At 66.1% G+C, this 22,833-nt stretch carries 15 protein-coding genes; 10 read left to right on the top strand and 5 right to left on the bottom strand.

Going from position 1 to position 22,833, the window contains the following annotated elements; translation table 11 throughout:
* The 6 genes from tssM to NCR34_RS25590 all read left to right on the top strand — a co-directional run.
* The coding region (gene tssM, locus NCR34_RS25615) for a type VI secretion system membrane subunit TssM (RefSeq protein ID WP_250501240.1) at window positions 1-3,338 on the top strand (3,338 nt) is incomplete at its 5' end.
* Window positions 3,335-4,096, top strand: coding sequence for a type VI secretion system-associated protein TagF (gene tagF / locus NCR34_RS25610; protein WP_248323958.1), 762 nt, complete (start codon window positions 3,335-3,337; stop codon window positions 4,094-4,096). The genes tssM and tagF, both read left to right, overlap by 4 nt.
* The gene (locus NCR34_RS25605; RefSeq protein WP_250501239.1) at window positions 4,093-5,973 is read left to right on the top strand and encodes a protein kinase domain-containing protein; all 1,881 of its coding nucleotides are present in this window, start codon (window positions 4,093-4,095) and stop codon (window positions 5,971-5,973) included. The genes tagF and NCR34_RS25605 overlap by 4 nt, the downstream gene beginning before the upstream one ends.
* Before the next feature lie 71 nt (window positions 5,974-6,044).
* Window positions 6,045-7,964: an MltA domain-containing protein gene (locus tag NCR34_RS25600; protein WP_248323956.1), complete on the top strand. Its 1,920-nt coding sequence runs from the start codon at window positions 6,045-6,047 to the stop codon at window positions 7,962-7,964.
* A gap of 24 nt (window positions 7,965-7,988) precedes the next feature.
* Entirely contained in the window at window positions 7,989-8,705 is a 717-nt protein-coding gene (locus NCR34_RS25595) for a LuxR C-terminal-related transcriptional regulator (RefSeq protein WP_248323955.1), read from the top strand.
* A complete protein-coding gene (locus NCR34_RS25590) occupies window positions 8,702-9,457 on the top strand; it encodes a hypothetical protein (RefSeq protein ID WP_248323954.1) in 756 nt (251 codons plus the stop codon). The genes NCR34_RS25595 and NCR34_RS25590 overlap by 4 nt, the downstream gene beginning before the upstream one ends.
* A 42-nt stretch (window positions 9,458-9,499) precedes the next feature.
* Here NCR34_RS25590 and NCR34_RS25585 read toward each other — a convergent pair whose 3' ends face one another.
* On the bottom strand, window positions 9,500-11,278 hold the full coding sequence (locus NCR34_RS25585) for an ATP-binding response regulator (protein ID WP_248323953.1): 1,779 nt from the start codon (window positions 11,276-11,278) through the stop codon (window positions 9,500-9,502).
* A 237-nt stretch (window positions 11,279-11,515) separates the two neighbouring features.
* Between NCR34_RS25585 and NCR34_RS25580 the strand changes: the two genes are divergently transcribed.
* Window positions 11,516-12,277, top strand: a complete 762-nt coding sequence (locus NCR34_RS25580; protein ID WP_248323952.1) for a hypothetical protein — start codon at window positions 11,516-11,518, stop codon at window positions 12,275-12,277.
* A gap of 48 nt (window positions 12,278-12,325) precedes the next feature.
* On the opposite strand, the gene NCR34_RS25575 is transcribed toward NCR34_RS25580, so the two are convergent.
* On the bottom strand, window positions 12,326-12,967 hold the full coding sequence (locus tag NCR34_RS25575) for a TetR/AcrR family transcriptional regulator (protein ID WP_248323951.1): 642 nt from the start codon (window positions 12,965-12,967) through the stop codon (window positions 12,326-12,328).
* 231 nt (window positions 12,968-13,198) lie between these two features.
* Here NCR34_RS25575 and NCR34_RS25570 point away from each other — a divergent pair, with 231 nt between their 5' ends.
* Together NCR34_RS25570 and NCR34_RS25565 are read left to right on the top strand one after the other, a co-directional pair.
* A complete protein-coding gene (locus NCR34_RS25570) occupies window positions 13,199-13,672 on the top strand; it encodes a nuclear transport factor 2 family protein (protein WP_248323950.1) in 474 nt (157 codons plus the stop codon).
* 22 nt (window positions 13,673-13,694) lie between these two features.
* Window positions 13,695-15,131: an MFS transporter gene (locus NCR34_RS25565; protein ID WP_248323949.1), complete on the top strand. Its 1,437-nt coding sequence runs from the start codon at window positions 13,695-13,697 to the stop codon at window positions 15,129-15,131.
* Between the two features lie 119 nt (window positions 15,132-15,250).
* On the opposite strand, the gene NCR34_RS25560 is transcribed toward NCR34_RS25565, so the two are convergent.
* The 3 genes from NCR34_RS25560 to NCR34_RS25550 are packed head-to-tail and all read right to left on the bottom strand — an operon-like array spanning window position 15,251 to window position 20,051.
* On the bottom strand, window positions 15,251-18,541 hold the full coding sequence (locus tag NCR34_RS25560; protein WP_248323948.1) for a bifunctional diguanylate cyclase/phosphodiesterase: 3,291 nt from the start codon (window positions 18,539-18,541) through the stop codon (window positions 15,251-15,253).
* 10 nt (window positions 18,542-18,551) lie between these two features.
* Entirely contained in the window at window positions 18,552-18,989 is a 438-nt protein-coding gene (locus NCR34_RS25555; RefSeq protein WP_248323947.1) for a phosphate ABC transporter substrate-binding protein, read from the bottom strand.
* Window positions 18,990-18,998: 9 nt separating this feature from the next.
* Entirely contained in the window at window positions 18,999-20,051 is a 1,053-nt protein-coding gene (locus NCR34_RS25550; protein ID WP_502800125.1) for a porin, read from the bottom strand.
* Window positions 20,052-20,487: 436 nt separating this feature from the next.
* On the opposite strand from NCR34_RS25550, the gene NCR34_RS25545 reads away from it, so the two are divergent.
* The gene (locus tag NCR34_RS25545; RefSeq protein ID WP_248323945.1) at window positions 20,488-22,728 is read left to right on the top strand and encodes a GAF domain-containing protein; all 2,241 of its coding nucleotides are present in this window, start codon (window positions 20,488-20,490) and stop codon (window positions 22,726-22,728) included.
* Window positions 22,729-22,833: the final 105 nt, after the last annotated feature.

The following is a 22,833-nucleotide window of genomic DNA, read 5'->3' as shown; positions in this document are numbered from 1 at the left end:
AAGCAGAAGTCGCGACGCTCGCGGCGCGCTTCGACGAGGCGCTCGCCGCGCTGCGCGAGGCGCGCGTCGCGGCATCGGGCGGCAAGCCGGGCTGGCGCGACTGGATCACGCTCTCGGGCCGGCAGTATCTGTATCAGTTGCCGTGGTACATGTTCATCGGCGCGCCGGGCGCGGGCAAGACGACCGCGCTGCTGCACTCGGGCCTGCGCTTTCCGCTCGCCAAGCGCTTCGGCACCGACAAGATTCGCGGCGTGGGCGGCACGCGCAACTGCGACTGGTGGTTCACCGACGACGCGGTGCTGATCGACACGGCCGGCCGCTACACGACGCACGAAAGCGACCGCGAGACGGATCAGACGGCGTGGCAAGGCTTTCTCGCGCTCTTGCGCAAGACGCGCCCGCGTCAGCCGATCAACGGCGTGCTGCTCACGCTCGCCGTGCCCGATTTGCTCGCCGCGACGCCCGCGGGCATCGAGGACATGGCCGCGACTTTAAGGGCGCGCATGCGCGAGCTGATGCAGGCGCTCGGCACGCGCTTTCCGGTGTACGTGCTCGTCACCAAGACGGACCTGCTCGCGGGCTTCACGGAGTTCTTCGCGGACCTGACGAAGGACGAGCGCGCGCAGGTTTTCGGCTTCACGTTTCCATACGATGCCAAGCACCCGGAAGGCGTGGCCGGCTTTTCCGCGCACGTCGACGCCGAACTCAACGCGCTCGAAGCGCGCCTCGTCGCTCGCCTGCCCGAGCGGCTGAACGCCGAAACCGGCCTCGCGCAGCGCGCGGCGATCATGGGCTTTCCGCAGCAGTTCGCGGCGCTGAAGCCGGTTCTGGCCGACGCCCTGCGCGCGATCTTCCTTCAGTCGAAGCACGGCGAGTTTCCGCTCGCGCGCGGCGTCTATTTCACGAGCGGCACGCAGGAAGGCACGCCCATCGACCGCGTGATGGGCTCGCTCGCGCGCGCGTTCGGCATCGAGCGCGGCGTGCAGCCGCCGCGTCCGTCGAGCGGGCGCAGCTATTTCATCGAACGGCTGCTCACGCAGGTCGTGTTCGCGGAACAGGGCCTCGCCGGATCGAACCTGCAATGGGCGCGGCGGCGGCACGTGCTGCGGCTCACGGCCTATGCGGCGATCGCCGCCGTGTGCGCGTGCGTGCTCGCGTTCTGGGGCGCGAGCTATCTGCGCAACCGGGCGTACGTCGCCTATGTCGATCAGGCCGCGCATGCGGCAAAACAGGCGGCGGCGGGCACGTCGGCGGCAAACGAAAGTCTCGTCGCGCTGCTGCCGTTGCTTACGGCGGTGCACAATCTCGCTTCGACGCCGCAGGTCGACGCGGCGCACCCGCCGCTCGCGATGCAACTCGGCCTGTGGCAAGGCGCGAAGCTCGACGCCGCCGCGAACAGCGCCTACGAACGGCTGCTGACCGACCTGTTCCTGCCGAAGCTCGCGGCGCGCATCGAGGAACAGGCGCGCGGCGCGAGTCCGTCGAACCCCGGCTACGCGTACGAGTCGCTGAAGGCGTATCTGATGCTCAACCAGCCCGATCATCAGGATGCCGATGCACTCAAGACGTGGATCGTCACCGACTGGGACCGCACGCTGCCCCGCGAGGTCGGCAACGCGCAGCGCGCGGCGCTCGCCGCGCATCTCGACACCCTGTTCGCGCGCGGCGTGGTGCATCCCAATCTGCCGTTCGACGAGCGCCTCGTCGCGCACCTGCGCGCGATGCTCGCCACCAGCACGCTCGCGCAGCGCGTGTACGGGCGCGTGAAGCAGCAGGGCGTCGGCGCGGACTATCCCGAATTCACCGTGGCGCGCGCGGGCGGCCCGAACGCTTCGCTCGTGTTCGTGCGCGCGAGCGGCAAGCCGCTCACGAGCGGCGTGCCGGGCCTGTATTCGTTCGACGGCTATCACAAGGCGTTTCTCAAGGCCGTCGATCAGGTCTCGGCGCAGCTCGCCGCGGAGCAGCCGTGGGTGCTCGGCATCCGCGACGAGAGCGGCCTGCCGCGCGGCGATCCCGCGGCGATGCAGCGCCTGACGGAAGACGTGCGGCTGCTCTATCTGGAAGACTACGCCCGGACCTGGACCGAGTTTCTGAACGACGTGCGCATCGTCCGCTCGGACAATCTCTCGCAGTCGGTGCAGATCGCGCGCATCCTGTCCGCGCCGGATTCGCCGCTCGCGATGCTGGTGAAGGCCGCATCGCGCGAAACGACGCTCGGGGCGAGGCCGGAGGGCGAAACGACCGTCGTCGACAAGGCCAACGACAAGATCACGGCCGCCCGCGAGCAGTTGCTCAAGATCATCGGCGGCCCGGACCCGACGCGCATCGCGCCGGTCGCGCCGGGCACGCGGCTGGAGAGCATCGTCGATGACCGCTTCGCCGGCCTGCGCGCGCTGGTGACGAGCCCGGGCGCCGGGCAGCCCGCGCCCATCACGCAGACGCTCGCCCTGATCAACGACGTCTACACCTACCTCGCGACGACCGACGAAGCGTTGCAGCAGAAGACCGCGCCGCCGCCCTCGGACGCGCCCGCGAAGCTGCGCACGCAGGCCGCGCGCCTGCCCGAGCCCATCCGCACGGCGCTGCTCGATCTCGGCAGCCAGGGCGCGGCGCAGACGCAGCAGGCGCGCCGCGTGAATCTGTCGGCAGACCTGAAGGAGTCGATCTCGGCCTTCTGCACCCGCGCGGTGGGCGGGCGCTATCCGTTCAACCCCGGTTCCGCCAACGACGTGCTGCCGGAAGACTTCGGCGCGCTTTTCGCGCCGGGCGGCAAGTTCGACGACTTCTTTCAGAAGAACCTCGCGCAGGACGTCGACGTCTCCGCGAAACCGTGGGCGTTCAAGAAATCCGATTCGTCGGCGATGCAGATCAGCCCCGCCGGGCTCGCGCAGTTCGAGCGCGCCGCGACCATCCGCAGCGTCTTTTTCCGCGCGGGCGGCAAGACGCCCGCGCTCGCGCTGCAGTTCAAGCCGCTCGACATGGACCCGACGATTCTCTCCTTCACGCTCGACGTCGACGGGCAAGTGCTCACGTACGCCCACGGCCCGCAGATCGCGACGACGATCCAGTGGCCCGGCGCGCGCGGCTCCGGCCGCGTGAGCCTGCAACTGACGCCGCCGCCTTCGAGCGGTGCCGGCAACCTGATGTTCGAGGGCCCGTGGGCGCTCTTTCGCATGTTCGACCGGCTCGACGTCCAGCCGACCGGGCAGCCCGAGCGGTTCATCGTGACCTTCGATGTCGAAGGCCGCAAGGCGCGCTTCGAGGTGACGGCCAACAGCGTCGAGAATCCGTTCCGGTTCGCGGACCTGCGCGCCTTTTCCTGTCCCGAACGCCTATGAGCAACGATCTCGGCAATGCGCTCCCGGACGCCGCCGCGAACATCGCCGGCTGGTACGGCAAGCTGCCCTCGCTCGGCGATTTCACCGCGCGCCGCCTCTCCGACGCGTTCGTCGCGCCGTGGGACGCGTGGCTCGCGCAGCGCGTCGCCGAAACGCAGCTCGCGCTCGGGCAGGACTGGCTCGATCTCTATCTGACGTGCCCGGTGTGGCGCTTCTTCGCGATGCCGGGCGCCATCGCGCCGACGCTTCCGTCGTGCTGGACGGGCGTGGTGATGGCGTCGGTGGACCGCGTCGGGCGGCATTTCCCGCTGACGATCGCGACGCCGCTGCCTTCCGCGCCCGCGACGGGCGCCGAAATCGCCGCGCTCTGGCAATGGCTCTCGGCGATCGAGCGCGTGGCGCTCGCGGCGCTCGATTTCGACCACAGCATCGAGCATCTCGACGAACAACTCGCTCTCTTGCCCGTGCCGGTGACATCGCCGCCGCGCCCGGCCTCGCGCGCCGCCGTCCTGAACGAGCCGTGGACCGTGCAGTCGGCGCAGGCGTTGCCCGACGCGCTCGCCCGCATCTTCGCGTCGGTCTGGGAAACCGAGGTCTACGGCATGAGCATGTGGACCTCGGCGCAAGGCGAACCGGACGATGCGCCCGAAGCCCCCGAAGCCCCGGACCGCCCGCCGCGCCCGTTCACCGTGTGGCCGGTGTACGGCCTGCCGGACACGGCGCTTTTCACCACGATGTTGCGGGACTGCGGACCATGAATGCGACCGGCAGGCTTCCGGACGACGAGCAAAACGGCAGCAAGACCGAACGCAACGACGAGGACGACAAGACGGTGATCGTCGGCGGCGCGCGCGCGTCGTTCTCGGGCGCGCCGAATGCGTCGAATGCGCCGGATGCGCGGGCCACCCACAACGTCCTGCCGCCCGGCACGCGGCTCGGCGAGTTCGAGATCGTCGGGCTGATCGGCGAAGGCGGCTTCGGCATCGTCTATCTGGCGTTCGACACCTCGCTCGGCCGCCATGTCGCGCTGAAGGAATACATGCCGTCCGCGCTCGCCGCGCGCGTCGGCTCGACGCAGGTGAAGGTGAAGTCCGAGCGTCACGAAAGCATGTTCCGCGCGGGGCTCAAGAGCTTCATCAACGACGAGGCGCGGCTGCTCGCGCGCTTCGATCATCAGTCGCTCGTGAAGGTGTACCGCTTCTGGGAAGCGAACGGCACGGCTTACATGGTCATGCCGTACTACAAGGGCGTGACGCTCAAAGCGGCGCTTCAGGCCATGAAGCAGCCGCCCGACGAGGCGTGGCTGCGCGCGCTGCTCACGCCGCTCCTCGATGCGCTCGCGGTGCTCCACGCAGCCGACTGCTTTCACCGCGACATCGCCCCCGACAACATCATCCTGCTCGAAGAGAGCAACCGGCCCGTGCTGCTCGACTTCGGCGCGGCGCGGCGCGTGATCGGCGACATGACGCAGGCGCTCACGGTGATTCTCAAGCCGGGCTACGCGCCGATCGAACAGTACGCCGAAATACCGTCGCTCAGGCAGGGACCGTGGACCGATCACTACGCGCTCGCCGCGCTCGTCTACTTTGCGATCACCGGCAGGACGCCGCCGCCGTCCGTCGGCCGCATGGTGAAGGACAGCTACCAGCCGCTCGCGCGCATCGCCGCCGGGCGCTACTCGCCCGCTTTCCTGAAGGCGATCGATCATGCTCTCGCCGTCCAGCCGGGCAACCGGCCGCAGACGGACCGGCAGTTCGCCGCCGAGCTCGGCATCACGCTGGATGATTCTTCGGTCAGGCAGACGGCCAGCGGCAAGGCTCTCGCGCGGGGCGGCGTGCGCAGGCGCATCGGCTGGGCGCTCGGCGGGATCGGGTTGGTGGCGGCAGCCGTGCTGGGTTTTCTGGCGCTCAAGCCGCCTGCGCACGCGCCGTTTGGCGCCGGTGCGGGCGGCGCGGGTCGCATCGCGAGCGGCGCGGCTGCGCCGGCCTCCGCTCCGGCTTCGGCGAACGCGCCGCCGCCCGCATCGACAGTCGTAGCGGCTCGATCCGCCGAAGACGGGGGCGGGCGCGCCGCGCCGAATCCCCCCGCGCCGCCGCCAGCCGTTCCGCCGTACTCGCCCGCCGGCGAGTTCGCTCGCATCGTGTCGCTCGCCGATCCGTCGATAGCCGTGAAGGTCGACGTGCCGCTCGCGCGCGCCGTCATCGGCCGTGACCGGCTGCGCTTCTCGCTTACCAGCAGCCGCGACGGCTATGTCTACGTGTTCGTCGTCGATCCGGGGAATCAGTACTTGCAGCTCTTCCCCAACGAACTGGACCGCGACAACCGCATCAACGCGGGAAAGCGCCTCACGCTGCCGCGCCCGAGCTGGCCGATGGAAGCGGGCGAGCCCGTCGGCGCGAATCACTTCGTCGTCATCGTGTCGGCCGCGCCGCGAGATTTTTCCGCGCTCAACCTGACGCACGATTCCGTGTTCGCGAGTCTCTCAACGGAAGCGCAGCAGGCTGCGGCGGCGCAGCGCACCATCACCGCCTCGCCGTTCGCGGGCGTGCCGTCATGCGGCAGCGCGGCGCCGTCGTGTCCTGTCGCGTATGGCGCCGCAGCCTTCAAAATCGATGTCGTCCGTTCGTCTAAATAGCGATTCGCGCCGCCCGCCCGATGACGCGCGGCGCGGCATGCGAAAGCCGTTCACGGCAGGACGAGGGCATCATGACATCAAGAGCGCGCGGCGCGGCCGCGGAGTCGGGCGGCGCGCCCGGCGCATCTCCCGAAGCCGCGCCTGAGCGTTCCGCTGTCGATGCAGGCGCGGGATCGCGCGCGAGCCTGCCGGTCTTCATCGCGATGATCGCGGGCGTTCTGGCGGGATGCGCGAACCCGCCCCGGCCGCAAGCTACGCAGTCCGAGCAAATTCTGGAGGCCCGCGACCGCGCGCCCGCGCTTGCCGGGCCGGCGGAGGAGACACGCATCGTCAGCGCGGCGGGATCGGGGCCGGAGCCGGGCATCGTGAATCCGCTTCCCGCGAGTCCGTCGGCATCGTATTCCGCCGCCGCCGCGCCCTTCGCCACGAGAAACGCGCTCTACACGCCGGTGCCGTTCGCCAGCGTGCCGGGCTGGACGAGCGATGACGTCGCGCAATCCTGGGATGCATTCCGCCGCGGCTGCGCGGTGCTGAGCGGCAAGCCGGCGTGGGCCGCGCCATGCTCGGCTTCGCGCAGCGTCGATTCGAAGAACACCGCCGCGGTGCGCCGCTTCTTCGAAGACAACTTCACGGTTTATCAGATCCGCAACGTCGACAAGTCCTCGCGCGGCGTGCTGACGGGCTACTACGAGCCTGTGCTGCGCGGCAGCCGCAAGTACGGCGCGCCGTATGTGTATCCGGTCTATGGCGTGCCGCGCGACATGCTGTTCCTCGATTCGCGTCGTCTGCCGCCCAATGCGCGCACCGAGCCGGTCATGGCGCGCATCGAGGGGCGCACGGTCGTGCCGCTCGCGGCCGTCTCGCCCGGCAACGCGAAAGGCGTCTATGCGCTCCAGCTCGGCAACAGCGTGCCCGATATCCGCGACAAGAAGCTGCGGCTGCGTCTCGAAGGAAACCGCATCGTGCCGTATTACTCGCGCGCGCAGATCGAGCGTGGCAGGATCGACGCGCCGGTGCTCGCCTATGTCGCCGATCCGGCGATGCTCTACGCGATGCAATTGCAGGGCGCCGGCAAGATCGTGCTGCCGGACGGCGTGAGCGTCATCCGGCTCGCCTATGCCGAGCAGAACGGCTTCGCGTTCAATCCGCCCGTGGCGAGTGCGTCGACCAAGGGCCGCAAGGTGCTGGTGCGCGGCGTCGAAATCGACCTGGACGAAGGGAGCGTGAGCATGCAGAACGCGCCGGATCACGTCGATGCCCTCGCCTCCGACGACGCGCCGCAGTCGCAACTGCTGCGTGGCGCCGCCGATGCCGATGCCTATGCCGATCCACCCGACGCCGCCCGCGCCGACAACCCGCCCGATTCGCCGCTCTTGCGCGGCTTCAATCTGGCTAAGAGCGCGACGCCCGCGGTCCGGCCGGCGCGCGTGAGCACTTCGCCTGTAATGACGGCGGCCGGTTCAGCGCACGCCGAGACCTTATCCGCTCATACGGCCAATCTGCCGACCGTGCCCGCAGCGCCGCCGCTATCGGGCGCGGCTCCGCTCGGCTATGCCTTCGCGTCCTCGGACCCGAGCTACGTGTTCTTTCGGACCATCCCCGATTCGTCCGCCGGGCCGATCGGCGCGCTCGGCGTGCCGCTGTCGCCGGAACGGTCGGCGGCCGTCGATCCGCGCACGACGCCGCTCGGCGCGCCGGTTTTCATCGACGCGAGCGAGGGCGCGTCGCCGCTCGCGCGGCTTCTGATGGCGCAGGACGCGGGCGGCGCGATACGCGGCGCGGTGCGTGCCGATTATTTCTTCGGCACAGGCGAGAAGGCGCAGCAGAAGGCGAGCACAATGAAGCAGGCGACGCAGATGTGGGTGCTGCTGCCCAAAGGCCTGCGCATCTCCGCGAGGGAGTCGGCGGTGCGCGTGCGCGGCGGCCCGGCCATGCCGGGCGCCGATTGCGTGGTCAGCGATCCTGATCTGTGTGTCGACGATTCACCCTGAAACACGACATTCGCGGGAGAAAACATGAGGTTTCTCGTCGCCGACGACCATGAGCTGATCCGCCAGGCCGTCAAGTCGCTGTTGCGCAGCATCGACCCGGATGCGCAGTTCGACGAGGCCGACAACTGGGAGACGCTCGCCGCCGCCGCTCACCCGGAGGCGAATCACGATCTGGCGATCGTCGACCTGCATATGTCCGGCATGGCGAGCGCGTCGTCGCTGGCGGCGCTCCTGAAGGCCAATCCCGCGCTGCCGCTCGTCGTGCTGTCGGCGGAAGAGTCGGTCGATGAAATGCGCGCGGTGCTCGCCGCGGGCGCGCTCGGGTTCGTGCCCAAGCGCGAGCCGGCCAATGTGATGGTCAAGGCCATCGAGCTCGTCCTCTCGGGCGGCGCGTATGTGCCCATCGAAGCGCTGAGCCTCATCAACACCGGCGCGCCGAACGGTTCCGGCGCGGCGCGGCCCGCGCCCGCCGAGACGTCGCGGCCCATCCGGAGCACGCCCGCCGCGCCGCTGGAGCCGCATCACGTGCATCTGATGGAAAACCTCTCGCCGCGCCAGCGCGAGATCATGCGGCTCGTGCATCGCGGCTGCACGAACAAGATGATCGCGAGGGAATTGCAGGTGGCCGAAGGCACGGTCAAAGTGCACCTCTCGGTGATTTTCCGGGCGCTCGGCGTGCGCAACCGCTCTTCGGCGATCGCGCTCATCAACGGCTGGCTGCAGACGGGGCGCGACCTGTGAGCGCGCCGAATGTGCTCATTGCGCTGCCGACGCATCACGACGAGGTTCACGTCAACTTCGCCTTCTCGCTGATGCAAGCGGCCCGCGCGCTGACCGATGCCGGCTGCGGCTTTCAGACGATGCACGTCGGCTCGTCGCACATCATTCGCGCGCGCAACTTGTTCGCGAGCTACTTCGTCGCGCACGCGGAGTTCTCGCATCTGCTCTTCCTCGACACCGACATGCAGTTTCCGCCGCAAGCCGTCATGAAGCTGCTTGACGCGGGCAAGTGCGTGGCGGGCGTCGCGTATCCGTACCGGCGCGTGAATCTGGACAAGCGGATCGGCGAAACGGACCAGGGCTTGTCGCTGCGCGAGTTCCTCGAAAAGCACGCCGACTACACGGTGCGGATCAAGACGACGGACGATGGCCGCGCGCGGGTGACGGACGGCTTCGTCGAGGCGGAGCACGTGGGCACGGGCATCTTCCTCGCGCGGCGGGATGCTTTCGACATCGCCCTGCCGTTCACGCGATGTTATGCGCCGCCCGAACAGTATCGCGGCGCGCTGCCCGACGGCCGCTTCTACGGCTTCTTCGACACCATCGAAGAACACGGGGCCTATTTGTCCGAAGACCTCTCTTTCTGCCGGCGCGTGCGGCTCGGCGGCGGTTCCGTGTGGGCGCTGGTCGACCAGACGGTCGTGCACTACGGTGCGTCCGAGGTCGCCGGTCAATATCTGCGCGCGCTCGGCATGCGCGGCAACCTCGGCTGACGACTCGGCACGCACGCTCCGGCGCAGGCTCGCGCACGCGCTTCACGCCGCCTCGTTCTCGCGGCCGCGCGGCTGCAGCATCGCCTCGAGCGTGCGGCGCAGGCGCGTCGGCGTGACGGGCTTGTGCAGCACCGGCAAGCCACCGGCCGCCAGCGCCACGAGTTCGGGAGACGCCATGTCGCCGGTGATGACGACGCATGCGGGCTCCTCGTGTCCGCGCCGGCGCAATGCCTCGCGCACGGCCTGCAGCACGCCGACGCCGGTTTGCAAGCGGCCGATCTGGTAATCGCACAGGAGCAGTTCCGGCACGAAACCGTCGGAAATCGCGCGCACCGCGGCGAGTTCGTCGCGGCAACCGCGCACGACGCAGCCCCAGCGCGTGAGCAAGGTGCCGAGCGCGTCGAGATTGGCGGGATCGTCGTCGACGCACAGCACGCGGCGACCCTCGACGAACGCGCTGGTCGCGAGCGGCGCAGCGAGGCTCACGTTCACGAGAGCCGCATCTCCGGTCCTGACGGGCACCCGAACCGTCGTTCCGCGGCCGAGGTCCGACCGCAATGTCAACTCCTCGCCCAGAAGACGCGTGAGCCGCCGCACGGTGGCAAGCCCGAGGCCATGACCCTGACGCAAGACGTGATGCGGCTGCGGCACCTGATAGAAGTCCTCGAATACGAGTTCGTGCTCATGCGGCGCGATGCCGATGCCCGAATCGCGCACCTCGACGAAGCAACGTTCGCGGCTCGCGCCGTTGCGCACGCCGATCCAGACGGACCCGCGCTCCGTGTAGCGCACCGCGTTCGACACGAGATTCGCAATCACGCGTTCGAGCAGCACGGGATCCGTGAACGCGATGCGCGTGGTCGGCGCGATGCGCAACGACAGGCCCTTCGCGGCGGCGGCCGGGCGGAACTGCCGCTCGATGCGCGCGAGCAGTTCGTCCATGCGAAAGTGCTGGGAAATCATCTGCGTTACGCCGCTTTCGATGCGCGCGAGGTCCAGTACCTGATTGAAGAGCTGATTCAGCGCTTCGACATTGCAAATAATGTGCTGCGCCGTTTCATCGCGCTCCGCTTCGCTCGCGTGGCCATCGGCGAGCGCTTGCGCGAGCAGTCCGATCGCATGAAGCGGTTGGCGCAAGTCATGGCTCGCCGCCGCGAAGAAGCGCGTCTTGGCGAGGCTCGCTTCCTCGATCACGCCTTTCTGGCGGGCGATCGTTTCCGCGAGGCGCTGCTGATCGACGCGCGCCTCGACGATGCCGCGGAAGAACGCGCGGTACTGCGCGGCGAACAGATGCAACGCAAACATGAAGACAAGCAGCACGGCCGCCAGTTCGGGCCGGCCGGAAGACGGCTGCGCGAGATGAAGCGCGGCGGCGGGCACCAGCAGTATCGGCACGGCGCTCAAGAGGTTGAGCCGGCTGAGGCCGTTCGCCACGAAGGCGAGCGCCGCGAGCGCGACGAGCAGCACCGTGTGAGCGGCGGCAAGCTCGACCGAATCGTCATGGAATGCGAACCATATGGACAAGCCCGGCGCGACGTGCAGCGCGACGTTCCTCAGCGCGTGCAGGTCGATCCAACGGCGCGCGTCGCAGAACGACGGCCGGTAGCGCCGCATCGCCCAGAGGCCGATCGCGAGACAGTTCGCCATCCCGTAGAACAGGATGCAAAGCGCGGGCAGCCGCCCGGCGTCGGGTCGAGCGAGATACACCGCGCCGAGAAGCGCGATCGCGCAACCGTGCGTGAGGAAGGAGACGGGGTCGGCAGCATAGAGCGCCCTGGCGAGATCGTTGTCGATCTCGCGTTGCTGTTGATCGCCATGCATTCTGTCATCCCCTTCTCACGTTGCCGTCCCGGGTGACATCGAAAAGCGGGCGGACGATCCGAAGTTTGCGATGGCGTGGCCACACGCATGATCCGGCTGGTCCGCTGGCTGAACCGGTTTACCCGAGGGTTTAGACGACGGCTATTACTTAATACATATTGGTCGCTTTGCCGGAGAAAACCATACTCATCACGTTGCCACCGTTATTGGGGGATTGACGAGATGGAGACTCTGACCATGAACGCCGTCCAGGAGAGCGGCGCAAGCTCGATGCTCACCGACCTGTGGCGGCGGCGCACGCATCTCTCCCACGATGAGATGGTGTCGATCTACACCCTCGTGAAGAGCGCGTTGCGCTCTTATTACCCGCCCGAGCTGCAAGCGCTGCGCGAGGACAAGGAAGAACTCATTGCGCAATTCATCTATTCGAAAGTGCTGCGCCTCGAACCCGGCCATACCGAATCGCACGCGAGCGACCAGAGCGCGCCGTCGAGCGGCTATGCGGTGTGTGCCTACTTCAGGCGCTTTCTGATCGACTGCCTGCGCAGCGCGAGCAATCAGCGCGATGTGTCGATGGAAGTGGAAGGCATCGGCGAGCAGGTGGACGAGCACGCGCACGCAGTCGACGATCCCGTTCAGTCAGTACTGATGCAGCACGGGCTCGACGAAGCGCGCGTGCGGCAGCTTGCGCGCCAGTTCATCGGCGGACTGGACAAGTACGAACAGCTCGTGCTCGCGGGCACGCTCGGCTGGTGTTCGGGCGGCAAGGGCGGCCTGTTCGGCATCGCATCGCGGCATCACATTCCTTCGTACCACTATCGTGCGGTGAAGCTCGGCGTCACGCTGAAGAAGTCCGCGCACAGCGAAGACTTCGCGCAGACCAAGATCGGACGATGGATATGCGGCGTGCTGGGCATTGCGATCAGCGCGGACAATCAGAACGCCATTCTGCTCGTGCTGAGCCTGCTCGCGGCGGAGTCCTGTCAGTCTCCCGCGTGACGACGTGAGGGCTTGCAAGGCGGGGGGCTCAGGCACAATGGGTCCGTACTACGTTGCGCCGATGTCCTTAGGCATCGGCCGGTCGCGTGCGGCATCCCACATTCCCATCGCGTCGTTCACGGCCTTCTCGATGACGGCGTACCGAACGCGATCGCGGGCGAGCACAGAGAGTCCCTGGAAAAAGCAGTCGAACGCGATGGACAGCGATGCCGCATCGGTGCTGCTGCGCAGTTCCCCGCTCTTGATGCCGCGCGCCACGCAGGCGCGAAAGCCGGCGCGCGTGCGACTGCGCACCTCGCGAAGCAACTGGGTGACGGCTTCGCTGCCGACGGAGCTGGCTCCGACGACACCCAGCGCGACCATGCAGCCTTTCGGGTGGCCGCTTTCAGTCTGCATCTTTGCCGACCGGAGCAGCGCCAGGAACACGGCCTCCCGTGGCGGAAGCGACGTGTCATGGAGACTCCGGGTCACCTTGCCGTAAATCTCCATGTATCGCTCCAGCGCCTCCTTGTACAGCGCCTCCTTGGACTCGAAGGCCGCATAGAAGCTCGGAGCCGAGATGCCCCCGCCCATCGCCGCCTTCAATTGCGATAAAGACGTCGATTCATAGCCATGTTCCCAGAACAGGTGCATCGCCGAAATGATCGCCGCATCGCGGTCGAACGTGCGTGGCCGGCCCCGCTGAACCATGAACATCCCCGTGAGTGAAAATATACATACTAGTCGATACACAATGTTCGATCAAGTCGCGGCTTGAGAGCGCTTGAGCATGGCAGCGCCGAAAAAAATGCGGTTGACACGCCCTTCGGCGCGCCTCTATATTTGTACCACTCGGTATCTAATCCGAAGCAGCGCGGGGTCACCACACGAACCCCGCATTTTTTTCTTTATTTTTATACCACTCGGTATCTAAATTATCCCATGTCCAAAGAACTCGAAGCACGCCTTGACGCCATCGAAAGCCGCTTTGCCATCGACGCGCTGATCGCCAGCTACGCCGAGGCGTTCGACACCATGAACATCGACCTGCTGGCCACGCTCTGGCATCCCGATTCCAAACTGCTCCTGGGCGCGAACGGCAACTCCGAGGGCCTGGAGGCGATCCTGGCGCAAGCACGCATCAACATGAAGCGCATGCCTCACATGCATCACTGGATGGCGAACGCCCTGATTACGGTAGACGGTGACAACGGCCACGGCGTGGTAGCGGCGGACTGTCTTTTCTATGACGTCGATCAGGGCCCGCTCCAGGTGAGCGGCCAGTACCGCGACGTCTATCAACGGCGCGAAGGCCGCTGGGCATTTCTCGAACGCACCTTCACCATGCACTACGCCACGCCGCTTCAGAACTGGCATCCGGTCATGGGAACGGAACGCTTCGGCCGTCCGGCCTGACGCGGTCCGCGGAGCCAACTTCATGCATACGACAACCTCCTCCACGCGTCGATGGTCGGCGTTCGCGGTCTTGCTGGTGGGCGCGTTTCTGCCTCCGCTCGATTTCTTCATCGTGAACGTCGCGCTGCCCTCCATTCAAAGCACGCTCCACACGAACGCTGCTGAACTGCAACTCGTCATCTCCGGATACGCCGCGGCCTACGCGGTCTTCCTGATCACCGGAGGACGGCTAGGCGATCTCTTCGGCCGACGGCGCATCTTCCTGATCGGCGTCTTGGGCTTCGGGCTAACATCGGTGATCTGCGGCCTCGCATCGTCGCCCGCCATGCTGATCCTCGGCCGCGTGGCGCAGGGCCTGAGCGCCGCCGCGATGGCGCCGCAAGGACTGGCCTCCATTCACGCCCTGTTCCCGGAGAAAGAACGCCCGCGCGCGCTGGGCCTCTACGGCGCGGCGGTGGGACTCGCTGCCGTCGCCGCGCAGGCGCTCGGCGGTGCGTTGATCTCCGCGAACGTCTTTCACCTGGAATGGCGCGTCGTCTTTTTGATCAACTTGCCCGTCGTCGTCGCCGTCCTGTTCTTTGGATTGCCCTTGCTCCCCGACGTCCGCGGTGACAGCCCCGCACCTGTCGACCGCATCGGCGTGCTGCTTTGCGCGCTCACCCTGGGCTTGCTTATCGTGCCGCTGGTCGAAGGGCGCGAGCTGAATTGGCCGTGGTGGGCCTGCGCAATGTTGATCGCGTGCCCCGTGGCCGGGGCAGGCTTCTGCCGGTATGAGGTGACTTACGCCCGTCGAGGCGGCGTGCCCCTCGTGAGCATGGAGCTCGTCCGCAGACCGGGCCTGATGAGCGGGCTCACAGGCGTGCTCTTCTTCTACGTCGTCTCGGCCTTCTTTCTGACGTTCTCCGTCTACCTTCAGGCCGGACTCGGCATGAGCCCATTCGAGACCGGGCTGGTTTTCCTGCCGTTCGGGGTCGGCGCGTTCATCGGGCCGCTCACGACCCCGCTCGCCATTCGCCTCTTCGGCGACCGCGTCCCTGCCATCGGCATGATGCTCGAAGTCGCCGGGTGCCTGCTCCTTGCCGCGCTCGTGGGCGGCGCGCCCGGACAGATGCCGGCTCAGGTTCCGCTGATCGCGGCGGTCGCGCTGCTGGGATTCGGTCAAGGCTGGGCGCTGCCGACGCTCGTGCGCTCGGTCATCAATCGCGCGCCGGCGACCGGTTCCGGGATGATCGCGGGCATCACGAATTCGGCGTTGCAAATCAGCGCGGCACTGGGCGTCGCGGTCATCGGCGGCGTGTTCTTCAGTGTCGCGGGGAATTCGCCGGATTCGTCGACCCTGGCGAGGGCGCTCGTCGTCGCCATGATGTGCATCGGCGGCAGTCTGGCCGTTTCCGCCGTGCTCTCCGTCGTCGCTTCGAGATCGGGCATACGTTGCGCTGCAAGGGCCGCGACTCGTTGAACTCGCCCGACTTTGATTGCACGCCCGTGTGCTCAGCGATGACGGTCATCGAAAGACTGCGCGATCACCGTGCGTCGCTGCGCGAAGCGAACCGATCGCGAGTCTTTCGCTTATAACGGCTATGAATGCGCAACCGTCGCTGCTTCGCATATTTCTGACTGAGATTCCGGCTGCGCTTCCGGCCACGAGAACGGCTGCTGCAACAGCGCTTTCATCGCATCGGGCGTGAGCGGGCGACTGTATCGGTAGCCCTGTATTTCCGTGCAGGCACTCTCGCGAAGGAACGCGAGCTGCTGATCGCTTTCGACGCCTTCGGCAATGACCTTGAGATCGAGCTGACGCCCGAGCGAAATCACCGCCATGACGATTGCCTGGTCGTCGGCCCTGCCCGGCAGTTCGCGCACGAACGACTGGTCGATCTTCAGGCGCGCGATCGGAAAGTGCTTGAGCGCCGAGAGGCTCGAATAGCCCGTGCCGAAGTCGTCGATGGAAAGCTTCACGCCCATCGCCTGGAGATCGCACATCGTCCCTATCGCGCCGTCGAGGTCCTGCATGATGACGCTCTCGGTGATCTCCAGTTCCAGATATTCAGGCGCGAGGCCGCTTTCATCGAGCGCATGTTGCACCTGCTGCGCGAGTCCCTTTTGCAGAAACTGTCGCGCCGACACGTTGACGGCCACGGTCACGGGCGGCAGTCCTTCGTCCTGCCACGCCTTGTTCTGCCGGCACGCCTCGCGCAGCACCCAGTCGCCGATGGGCAGGATCAGCCCCGTTTCCTCCGCGATCGGAATGAACGTCGTGGGCGAGACGACGCCATCGGTCGGATGATCCCAGCGCAGCAAGGTCTCGATGCCGTTGATCACGCGCAAGTCCAGATCGACCTGCGGCTGATAGACGAGACGGAACTCGCCATTGCTGAGCGCGTGACGCAACTGTTCCTGATATCGCAGGCGCTCGTGAACCTTCTGGTTCATGTCGGCGGTGTATGCCTGGCAGTTGTTGCGCCCCTGTTCCTTCGCGTGATACATCGCGGCGTCGGCGTTCATCAGCAACGTGTCGGCGTCCCGACCGTCGTTCGGGTAGCTCGCATAGCCGACGCTGCAGCTGACCTGATAGTTCTGCCCTTGCAGCTTCGCGGGCTGAAGAATCGCCTCGCGCAGCCGCTCGACGGTTTCGACGACGCCCGTGCCGCTCTGATCGTCTTCGAGCAGAACGATCACGAACTCGTCGCCTCCGAGCCGCACGACGGTATCCGTGCTGCGCACCGTCTGAGACATGCGCTCGGCGACCGTCTGCAGCAGTTCATCGCCTGCGCGATGTCCGAGGCTGTCGTTGATGAGCTTGAAGTTGTCGAGATCGATGAAGATCGTCGTCACGCCGCGCCCGTAGCGCTGCGCCTGCAAGAGCGCCTGTTTCAACCGATCCGACAGCAGCGTGCGGTTCGGCAGTCCGGTCAGCGAGTCGTGGTTCGCCATGTGGCGGATGCGCTCCTCGGCCAGGCTTCGCTGAATGGCGATGCCCGCGATGCGCGTGGCGAGCGCGATGGCCTGCGATTCGGCTTCGCTCGGGCGAAGCATGCCGTGCGTGTAGACCGTCACCTCGCCGACGGCCGCGCCGTCCGCCGACAGCACCGGGAACGCCCAGCTCGAACGCACGTCCGCGAGACCGGCGATCGCCAGTTCGCTCGCCACGGCAGCATCGCGCGCGACGTCCACCACGCACACCGGCTGACGCGTGTAGATTGCCTTGCCGCTCAGACGCGCGTCGGCGTTGATGCGCGTTTGTCCCACGGCCTCGTGGAACGTCTCGGGCAGACTCGGCGCCGCCCCGACGCGCAGCAGATGGCTGCCGCCTTCGCGCAGCAACACCGCGCAGCGCGCGCCCGGAATCTGCGATTCAAGCCCGCGCACGATGCGATCCAGCACTTCATCGAGCGGCACGCTCTTCGCGATCATCTCCAGAATGCGGCTCTGCTCGACGCGCCGCGCCTCGGACGACTTGCGAGCACTGACATCGCGCACGATCGCCACCACGCCGCCGTCGACCGGCACGACCTGCCGATACAGCCACAGCGTCTGCCCGTCGGCGCGGCGCTGCTGCCACTCGTGCTCGCGCACTTCGAGCGTGCTCGCCACCGCGACGAACTCGTCCAGCACGCCATCGGCGCGCGCGCCGGCGAAGGCTTCGTCGAGCGCGCTGCCGATCAGCTTCTCGCGCGGCACGCCGAGAATTTCGACGCCACGCCGGTTGGTCGCCTGCAAGACGAAATCGTCGATGACGTCGCCCTGACCTTGCACCGCGCTGAACACGAGGAACGCGTCGATGCTCGCCTCGGAGGCCGCGAAGTACGTCTGCTGGGCTTGCCGTTCGCGCCGCCGGCTCAACGCCAGTTGCCAGCTCGACCGGCTGAGTGCGGCGGCAATCGCGATCACGGCGAGAGTCAGCGCGCCCGTCCATAGAAAGTCTGCGCGCCGCCGTTGGCCGAATTCGGCGAGTTGCTCGTTCTGATCGAGACCGACCACGGCGGTGAGCGCATAGCCGGGCAACTCGCGCACGCTCGTATAGCGGCGTGCGCCCCGGTCCCACGGACGCGCGATAGCCTGCTGCGACGCGTCGCGCACCGTGGCGAGCGCGTCGCCCGCATAGGCCGTGCCCCACGACGACGATTCGCCGATCTGCTCCGCGCGCGCGACACCGTCCGCGCCGAGCACGGCGAGCAGCCCGCGCTTGCCCATGCGCGCCGCATCGTAGTTGCTCGTCAGATACGCCGGATCGAACGACAGCATGACCGCCCCGCCGAAGCGGCCGCTCGTGTCGCGCAGGCGCCGGCTGAACGTCACTTCGGGCGCGCCGTCCTTGCCCGATTGCGCCACGCGGCTCATGAACGGCGCGCGGGCGTCGTACGGGCGATCGCGCTGGGCGGAGAACCACGCTTCGTTCGATGCATCGCTCGGCATGCCTGGCCGATTCGTCGCGACGAGCCGCCCGTTGGCATCGGCGATGGCGATGCGAAATACGATCGACGACGGCAGCAGCCCCTGCTCTTCCAGCCGCGCGAGACTGCTCGCGCCGTTCGCGCCGTACGCGAACTGCACGGTGCGCAGCGTCTGGTCGATGGTCGCGAGGTTGCGCACGAGCTGCGCCTCGTACGTATCGGCGAGTTCGCGGCTCAACTCGGCTGCCGCCACTTCGGCGGCCTGATGCTGCGTGTGGAGGAATTGCAGCACGAGCGTCCAGATGATCGCGAGCAGGAAGCCTGCGAAGACCGGGATCAGCACGTGCGCTTCGAGCGCGCGGCGCGGCTTGCGTTCGCCGCGACCCGTGGGACCGGGCGACGGAGCGAACGAAGCCCGTCCGCCGACGCCTTCGACGAGCGATGCAACTACGCGGGTCTTGTCGAGATCGATCATGAACGGCGGCTCAGGGACGCGGAGCCAGCACGACCTTCACGCTCGCATCGACATCTTTCTTGTCGATGTACGCGATGGCTTGCGGTCGCGATTGAAGGTAGCGCTTGATCGCGGCGGCATCGGCGAGTTCGCGCGGCGGCTGCGCGCGTCCGGTGAAGATCAGCTTCGACCAGTAAGCGCGCAGTTGCGATGCCGACTTGCCCGTGCAGTCGCGATAGAAGTCCGCCCGCAACGCCGAATCTTCCGGCTGGTCGAGCGGGACGGCTTCCTCGCCCGATGGAAAGTAGCCGGTGCGGCCCAGGAAGATATCGGCGACCTGGTTCTCGGTGAGCGACGTCACCGCGTTTTTCGCCGAAACGACGACGACCACATCGGCCATTGCGGCAGACGCGGACAGACCGAGCACGACGGCCATCGCGGTTGACTTAGCGTGTGCGAGCAGCGACATGTCGGCTCCTCAGAACACAAAGTCGAGCGCGGCTGAGAACACGTTGCTTCCGCTTCCCAGTGTGTAGCCCGGCTGCTGGTTGATGTAAGTGCCCGTCGAGTTCGAGGGCAGCCAGACATGGTCGAACTGCACCTTCAGGTCCACGTTCTTGACGAAGTCCCAGCGCACGCCGACGGAGACGTCGCGCTGACCGTTGTTGTAATTCGGAATCGCGACCGTGTGATCGAGGCTGTGTTCCTCGGCGTAGGTCGCGTAGAACGTCGCTTTCGCATAGCGCACGCCGCCCGTCAAATACCCGCTGACGTAGCCGGGAGTGACCTGCGCGGTCGTCACGCGGGCAAGCTCTGCCTGCATGAACCATCGGCCGGGGTCGTAGCTTGCGGCGACTGTGTAGACGTTGACCGGCTCGTCGGGCAGCACCGACAACTTGACGGTCGCGTGCTGGTAGCCCGCGTGTCCGGTGAAGTTGCCGAACTCCACGGTGTCGTCGAGACTCAGAATGCCCTTTCCCTCAGTCCGGGATGCTCCGGGATTCACATGCAAGACCGTGTAGCCGTACGCCACGCGCACGGTATTCGACACGCCGCGCGCGCCGAAGCGGTACGAAACGTCCGCGCCGTCGCTGTTGGTGAGCGGCTGCGTGTTGTACAGCTCGACCGGCAGGCGGACCCAGGGAAACGCATAGCCGACGTTGCGATACTCCGAGTTGAGGAAAGTCGGCAGCTCGATGCGCCCCACGCGCACGCTGAAGTCCGGCGTGAAGGCGTATTTGACGTTCGCCCATTCCAGACGCGGCTTGAATGAGTTGTCGTACTCGTGCTGCGCGAGCACCTGAATGACAGCGGACAGCTTGTCGGTGAAATGCGCGGACAGTTGCACGCCCAGCTTCGAATCGCTCTGGAAATCGTACTTCCGCGTGGCGCCAGCGCCGTTCGGCTGAAGCGAGCTGTCGATGTAATCGGCCGTGTCGAGCGTCGAATGCGCCATGCCGAGCGTGCCGAAGCCGCTCAGCGTAAACATGCTGCGTGAGTCGTCGGCGCAAGCGGGCAACGAAGCCAGCATGCTTAAGCCGAAAACGGCTATGCGCGTGGTGCGAACAAGCCGCTGGTCGCTAAAAATCATTGGCAAGCACTGAATCATGAGAGAGAAATGTTTTCTAACCTCTCATAACGGCACGAACGTACTCGCCCTGAAGCAGTTGCACTAAGCGTCTATTGGAAAGGGAAATAACACTTCGTTCGGGACTGGTCGGGTTGCGTTCATTGAGCGCAAACGGTTTCGCGAGCAGATTCTTTGGTTGGCGGCGTCATCAGCCTGTCGACAAAAATGCGACGGAACAATGCTGGTAGCTTTCGAACGCACTTCATCCCGCCGTTCTCTGAAAGCATTCACGATATCTTTAGATGCGGAACAAAAGTTGCGATGCCGACCTTTTCGAAAAGCGATCAGCTGAGCGCTGACGAACGAATGGCCATTCGTTCGCCCCTTTCAATGTCCAATGACAACATCCCTTCCGTTGGAAAACGCGACGCTTCCAGAGAACGTTGCGAACTGCGATCAAGAACCTATTCACGCCCTAGGCCATATCCAGCCGCACGGCGCCCTTCTGTGCTTCGGGAAAGACGGCAAGCTCGTCGCTTTGAGCGAGAACGCGCCGTCGCTCCTCGGTCCGCTTCCCGCTGTGGGATGCGCTTTGACCGCAACGCATCTCGACGATGGCGCACGTGAAGCCATTCGAAACGCACTCGAGCACCCGCCTCTTGCAGCAGAGAGTTCGCAATGGCAGTCTCCGCTCGGCGATTGCTTCGACCTCGTCATTCATTGCTCGGCCGGCGTGCTGGTGGTCGAGTTCGAGCGAGTGCCCCCGGACACCCCGAGCGCCTCGCAGTTCGCGCTTTATTGCCAGAGGGCGATCCAGCGCCTGCAGGCCAAACAGTACGACGATGTCGCGGACCTGCTTCAAGAGACGGCGCAGGCTATTCGTGCGATGACCGGCTTCGACCGCGTCATGGGCTATCGCTTCATGGATGACGGAAGCGGAGAAGTGATTGCAGAAGCCAAGCGCGAGGACCTGACGCCCTACTTGCACCAACGTTATCCCGCGAGCGACATTCCAGCACAAGCGCGTCGTCTCTATACGCTCAATCCGATCCGGCAGATCGCGTCAGTCGCAGCCAAGCCCGTTCCTATCGTTCCGGGTGTCAATCCGGACACCAACGCGCCTTTCGATCTGAGCCATTCCGTGCTCAGGAGCGTGTCGACGATTCACATCGAGTATCTTCGCAACATGGGCGTCTGCGCGTCCATGAGCGTCTCGATCATTGTCGACGGCAAGCTGTGGGGATTGTTCGCGTGTCACCATATGCGACCGTACAGGGCTTCGCACGCAGTACGGCTCTCATGCACGGTCCTCACGCAGGTCGTCTCGATCCTCGTCTCGCAGACGCAAGCGCGCTTGCGCCTTTCGCACGACCACCAGACGCAGGAGTTGGGGCAGCGCGTCGCCTTCGATCTGACGCGAGCCGACGATCTCATCGCCGGTCTCACCGCGGCCGCGCCCGCGATTGTCGCGCTCGTGGATTGTGACGATGCCTTCGCCGTCGTCGATCAGGAAGTCGTACCGCTCAAAGGAATGGAAGTCGCGCATCGCGAGTCGATCGTGTCGCTCGTCGCGCGCGTCGTCGACGCCCGACAGGACATGCTCGCGACAGCCTCCTGGACGCGCGATCTGAACGACCTCGAACCCATTCGCACAGAAGGCGGCGCGGCCGCCGGATGCCTCGTCATCCACGTCGGAGGCGACGTTCCGGTGGCGATCGTGTGGGTTCGCCACGAACTCGTCGAGACCATCAATTGGGCCGGCCCGACCGAGAAGGTCGTGGCGCAGGGTCCGAACGGACCGAGGCTCACGCCTCGCGGTTCCTTCGAAGTATGGAAGCAGGTCGTCACAGGCTCCTGCCGCCCCTGGACCGAATCGAATCTGCGTGCTGCGCGTGAATTGCGGGCGATTCTTCAGGACGTCGCGCTGCAGCGCATGCGAGAAGCCGAACGCGCCAAGACCACCTTGCTTGCGACGCTCGGCCACGATTTGCGCAATCCCTTGCAGGCAATCAACATGGCCATGTTGCTGATGGGCCGTGGCCTGGCGTCATCGGTCGATACGGCCCGTCGTGTCGAAGGCTCGACGCAACGGATGCAATCCCTCATCAACTACATTCTGGATGTGAGCCGCATTCGCTCCGGTCTTGGGCTCGGACTCAAACGACAGTTCGTCTCCTTGCGCGACGTGATCGAGACCACCGTGGAGCAGAACCAGTTGGCTCATCCGGGCGTGACGATATCGACCCGGCTGACCGACATTGGCGGCGACGCCTTTATCGATCCGGACCGATTCAGCCAGGCACTTACCAATCTCATCAGCAATGCCCGCCAGCACGGGGACATCTCGCAGCCGATCGAAGTGACCACGTCGGTGCACGGGACCACTCAGGTCGTCGAGGTGAGCAATTGCCTGCGCGAACGTCCCAGCGTCTCGTTCGAAAAGCTGCTCGATCCTTTCAAGAGCGGGTCCATCGATAAAGCCAACAATCGAGGAGGGCTGGGACTGGGTCTGTATATCGCCAATGCGATCATCAAGGGACATGACGCGGCACTAGACGGCCGGTTCGAAGAGACTCGTGCGCGGGTGTTTATCCGGCTCGATCAGGACTCGAGAGCGAGTTCGCATTCGATGCGCTAACACTGGAGAACGGATTCAACTCCCACGTCGAGCACGAGCCGCCGCGCGCAACGGTGGCCCGTAGTTCGGTCCGGCTTTATGCGTTACGGGAGGCAGCCATGCGCT

Source organism: Caballeronia sp. GAWG1-5s-s, from assembly GCF_023631445.1.
Taxonomy (GTDB): domain Bacteria; phylum Pseudomonadota; class Gammaproteobacteria; order Burkholderiales; family Burkholderiaceae; genus Caballeronia.
The sequence above is the reverse complement of the archived record's forward strand: the minus strand, read 5'-3'. Positions and strand labels throughout refer to the sequence as shown.

What these genes read in the sequence shown, in the direction of transcription:
- NCR34_RS25555 (WP_248323947.1), bottom strand. Translation starts at nt 18,989, where the DNA reads ATGTCGCTGCTCGCACACGCTAAGTCAACCGCGATGGCCGTCGTGCTC.
- tagF (WP_248323958.1), top strand. Translation starts at nt 3,335, where the DNA reads ATGAGCAACGATCTCGGCAATGCGCTCCCGGACGCCGCCGCGAACATC.
- NCR34_RS25545 (WP_248323945.1), top strand. Translation starts at nt 20,488, where the DNA reads ATGACAACATCCCTTCCGTTGGAAAACGCGACGCTTCCAGAGAACGTT.
- NCR34_RS25565 (WP_248323949.1), top strand. Translation starts at nt 13,695, where the DNA reads ATGCATACGACAACCTCCTCCACGCGTCGATGGTCGGCGTTCGCGGTC.
- NCR34_RS25585 (WP_248323953.1), bottom strand. Translation starts at nt 11,278, where the DNA reads ATGCATGGCGATCAACAGCAACGCGAGATCGACAACGATCTCGCCAGG.
- NCR34_RS25605 (WP_250501239.1), top strand. Translation starts at nt 4,093, where the DNA reads ATGAATGCGACCGGCAGGCTTCCGGACGACGAGCAAAACGGCAGCAAG.
- NCR34_RS25600 (WP_248323956.1), top strand. Translation starts at nt 6,045, where the DNA reads ATGACATCAAGAGCGCGCGGCGCGGCCGCGGAGTCGGGCGGCGCGCCC.
- NCR34_RS25580 (WP_248323952.1), top strand. Translation starts at nt 11,516, where the DNA reads ATGAACGCCGTCCAGGAGAGCGGCGCAAGCTCGATGCTCACCGACCTG.
- NCR34_RS25560 (WP_248323948.1), bottom strand. Translation starts at nt 18,541, where the DNA reads ATGATCGATCTCGACAAGACCCGCGTAGTTGCATCGCTCGTCGAAGGC.
- NCR34_RS25570 (WP_248323950.1), top strand. Translation starts at nt 13,199, where the DNA reads ATGTCCAAAGAACTCGAAGCACGCCTTGACGCCATCGAAAGCCGCTTT.
- NCR34_RS25595 (WP_248323955.1), top strand. Translation starts at nt 7,989, where the DNA reads ATGAGGTTTCTCGTCGCCGACGACCATGAGCTGATCCGCCAGGCCGTC.
- NCR34_RS25550 (WP_502800125.1), bottom strand. Translation starts at nt 20,051, where the DNA reads ATGCTGGCTTCGTTGCCCGCTTGCGCCGACGACTCACGCAGCATGTTT.
- NCR34_RS25575 (WP_248323951.1), bottom strand. Translation starts at nt 12,967, where the DNA reads ATGGTTCAGCGGGGCCGGCCACGCACGTTCGACCGCGATGCGGCGATC.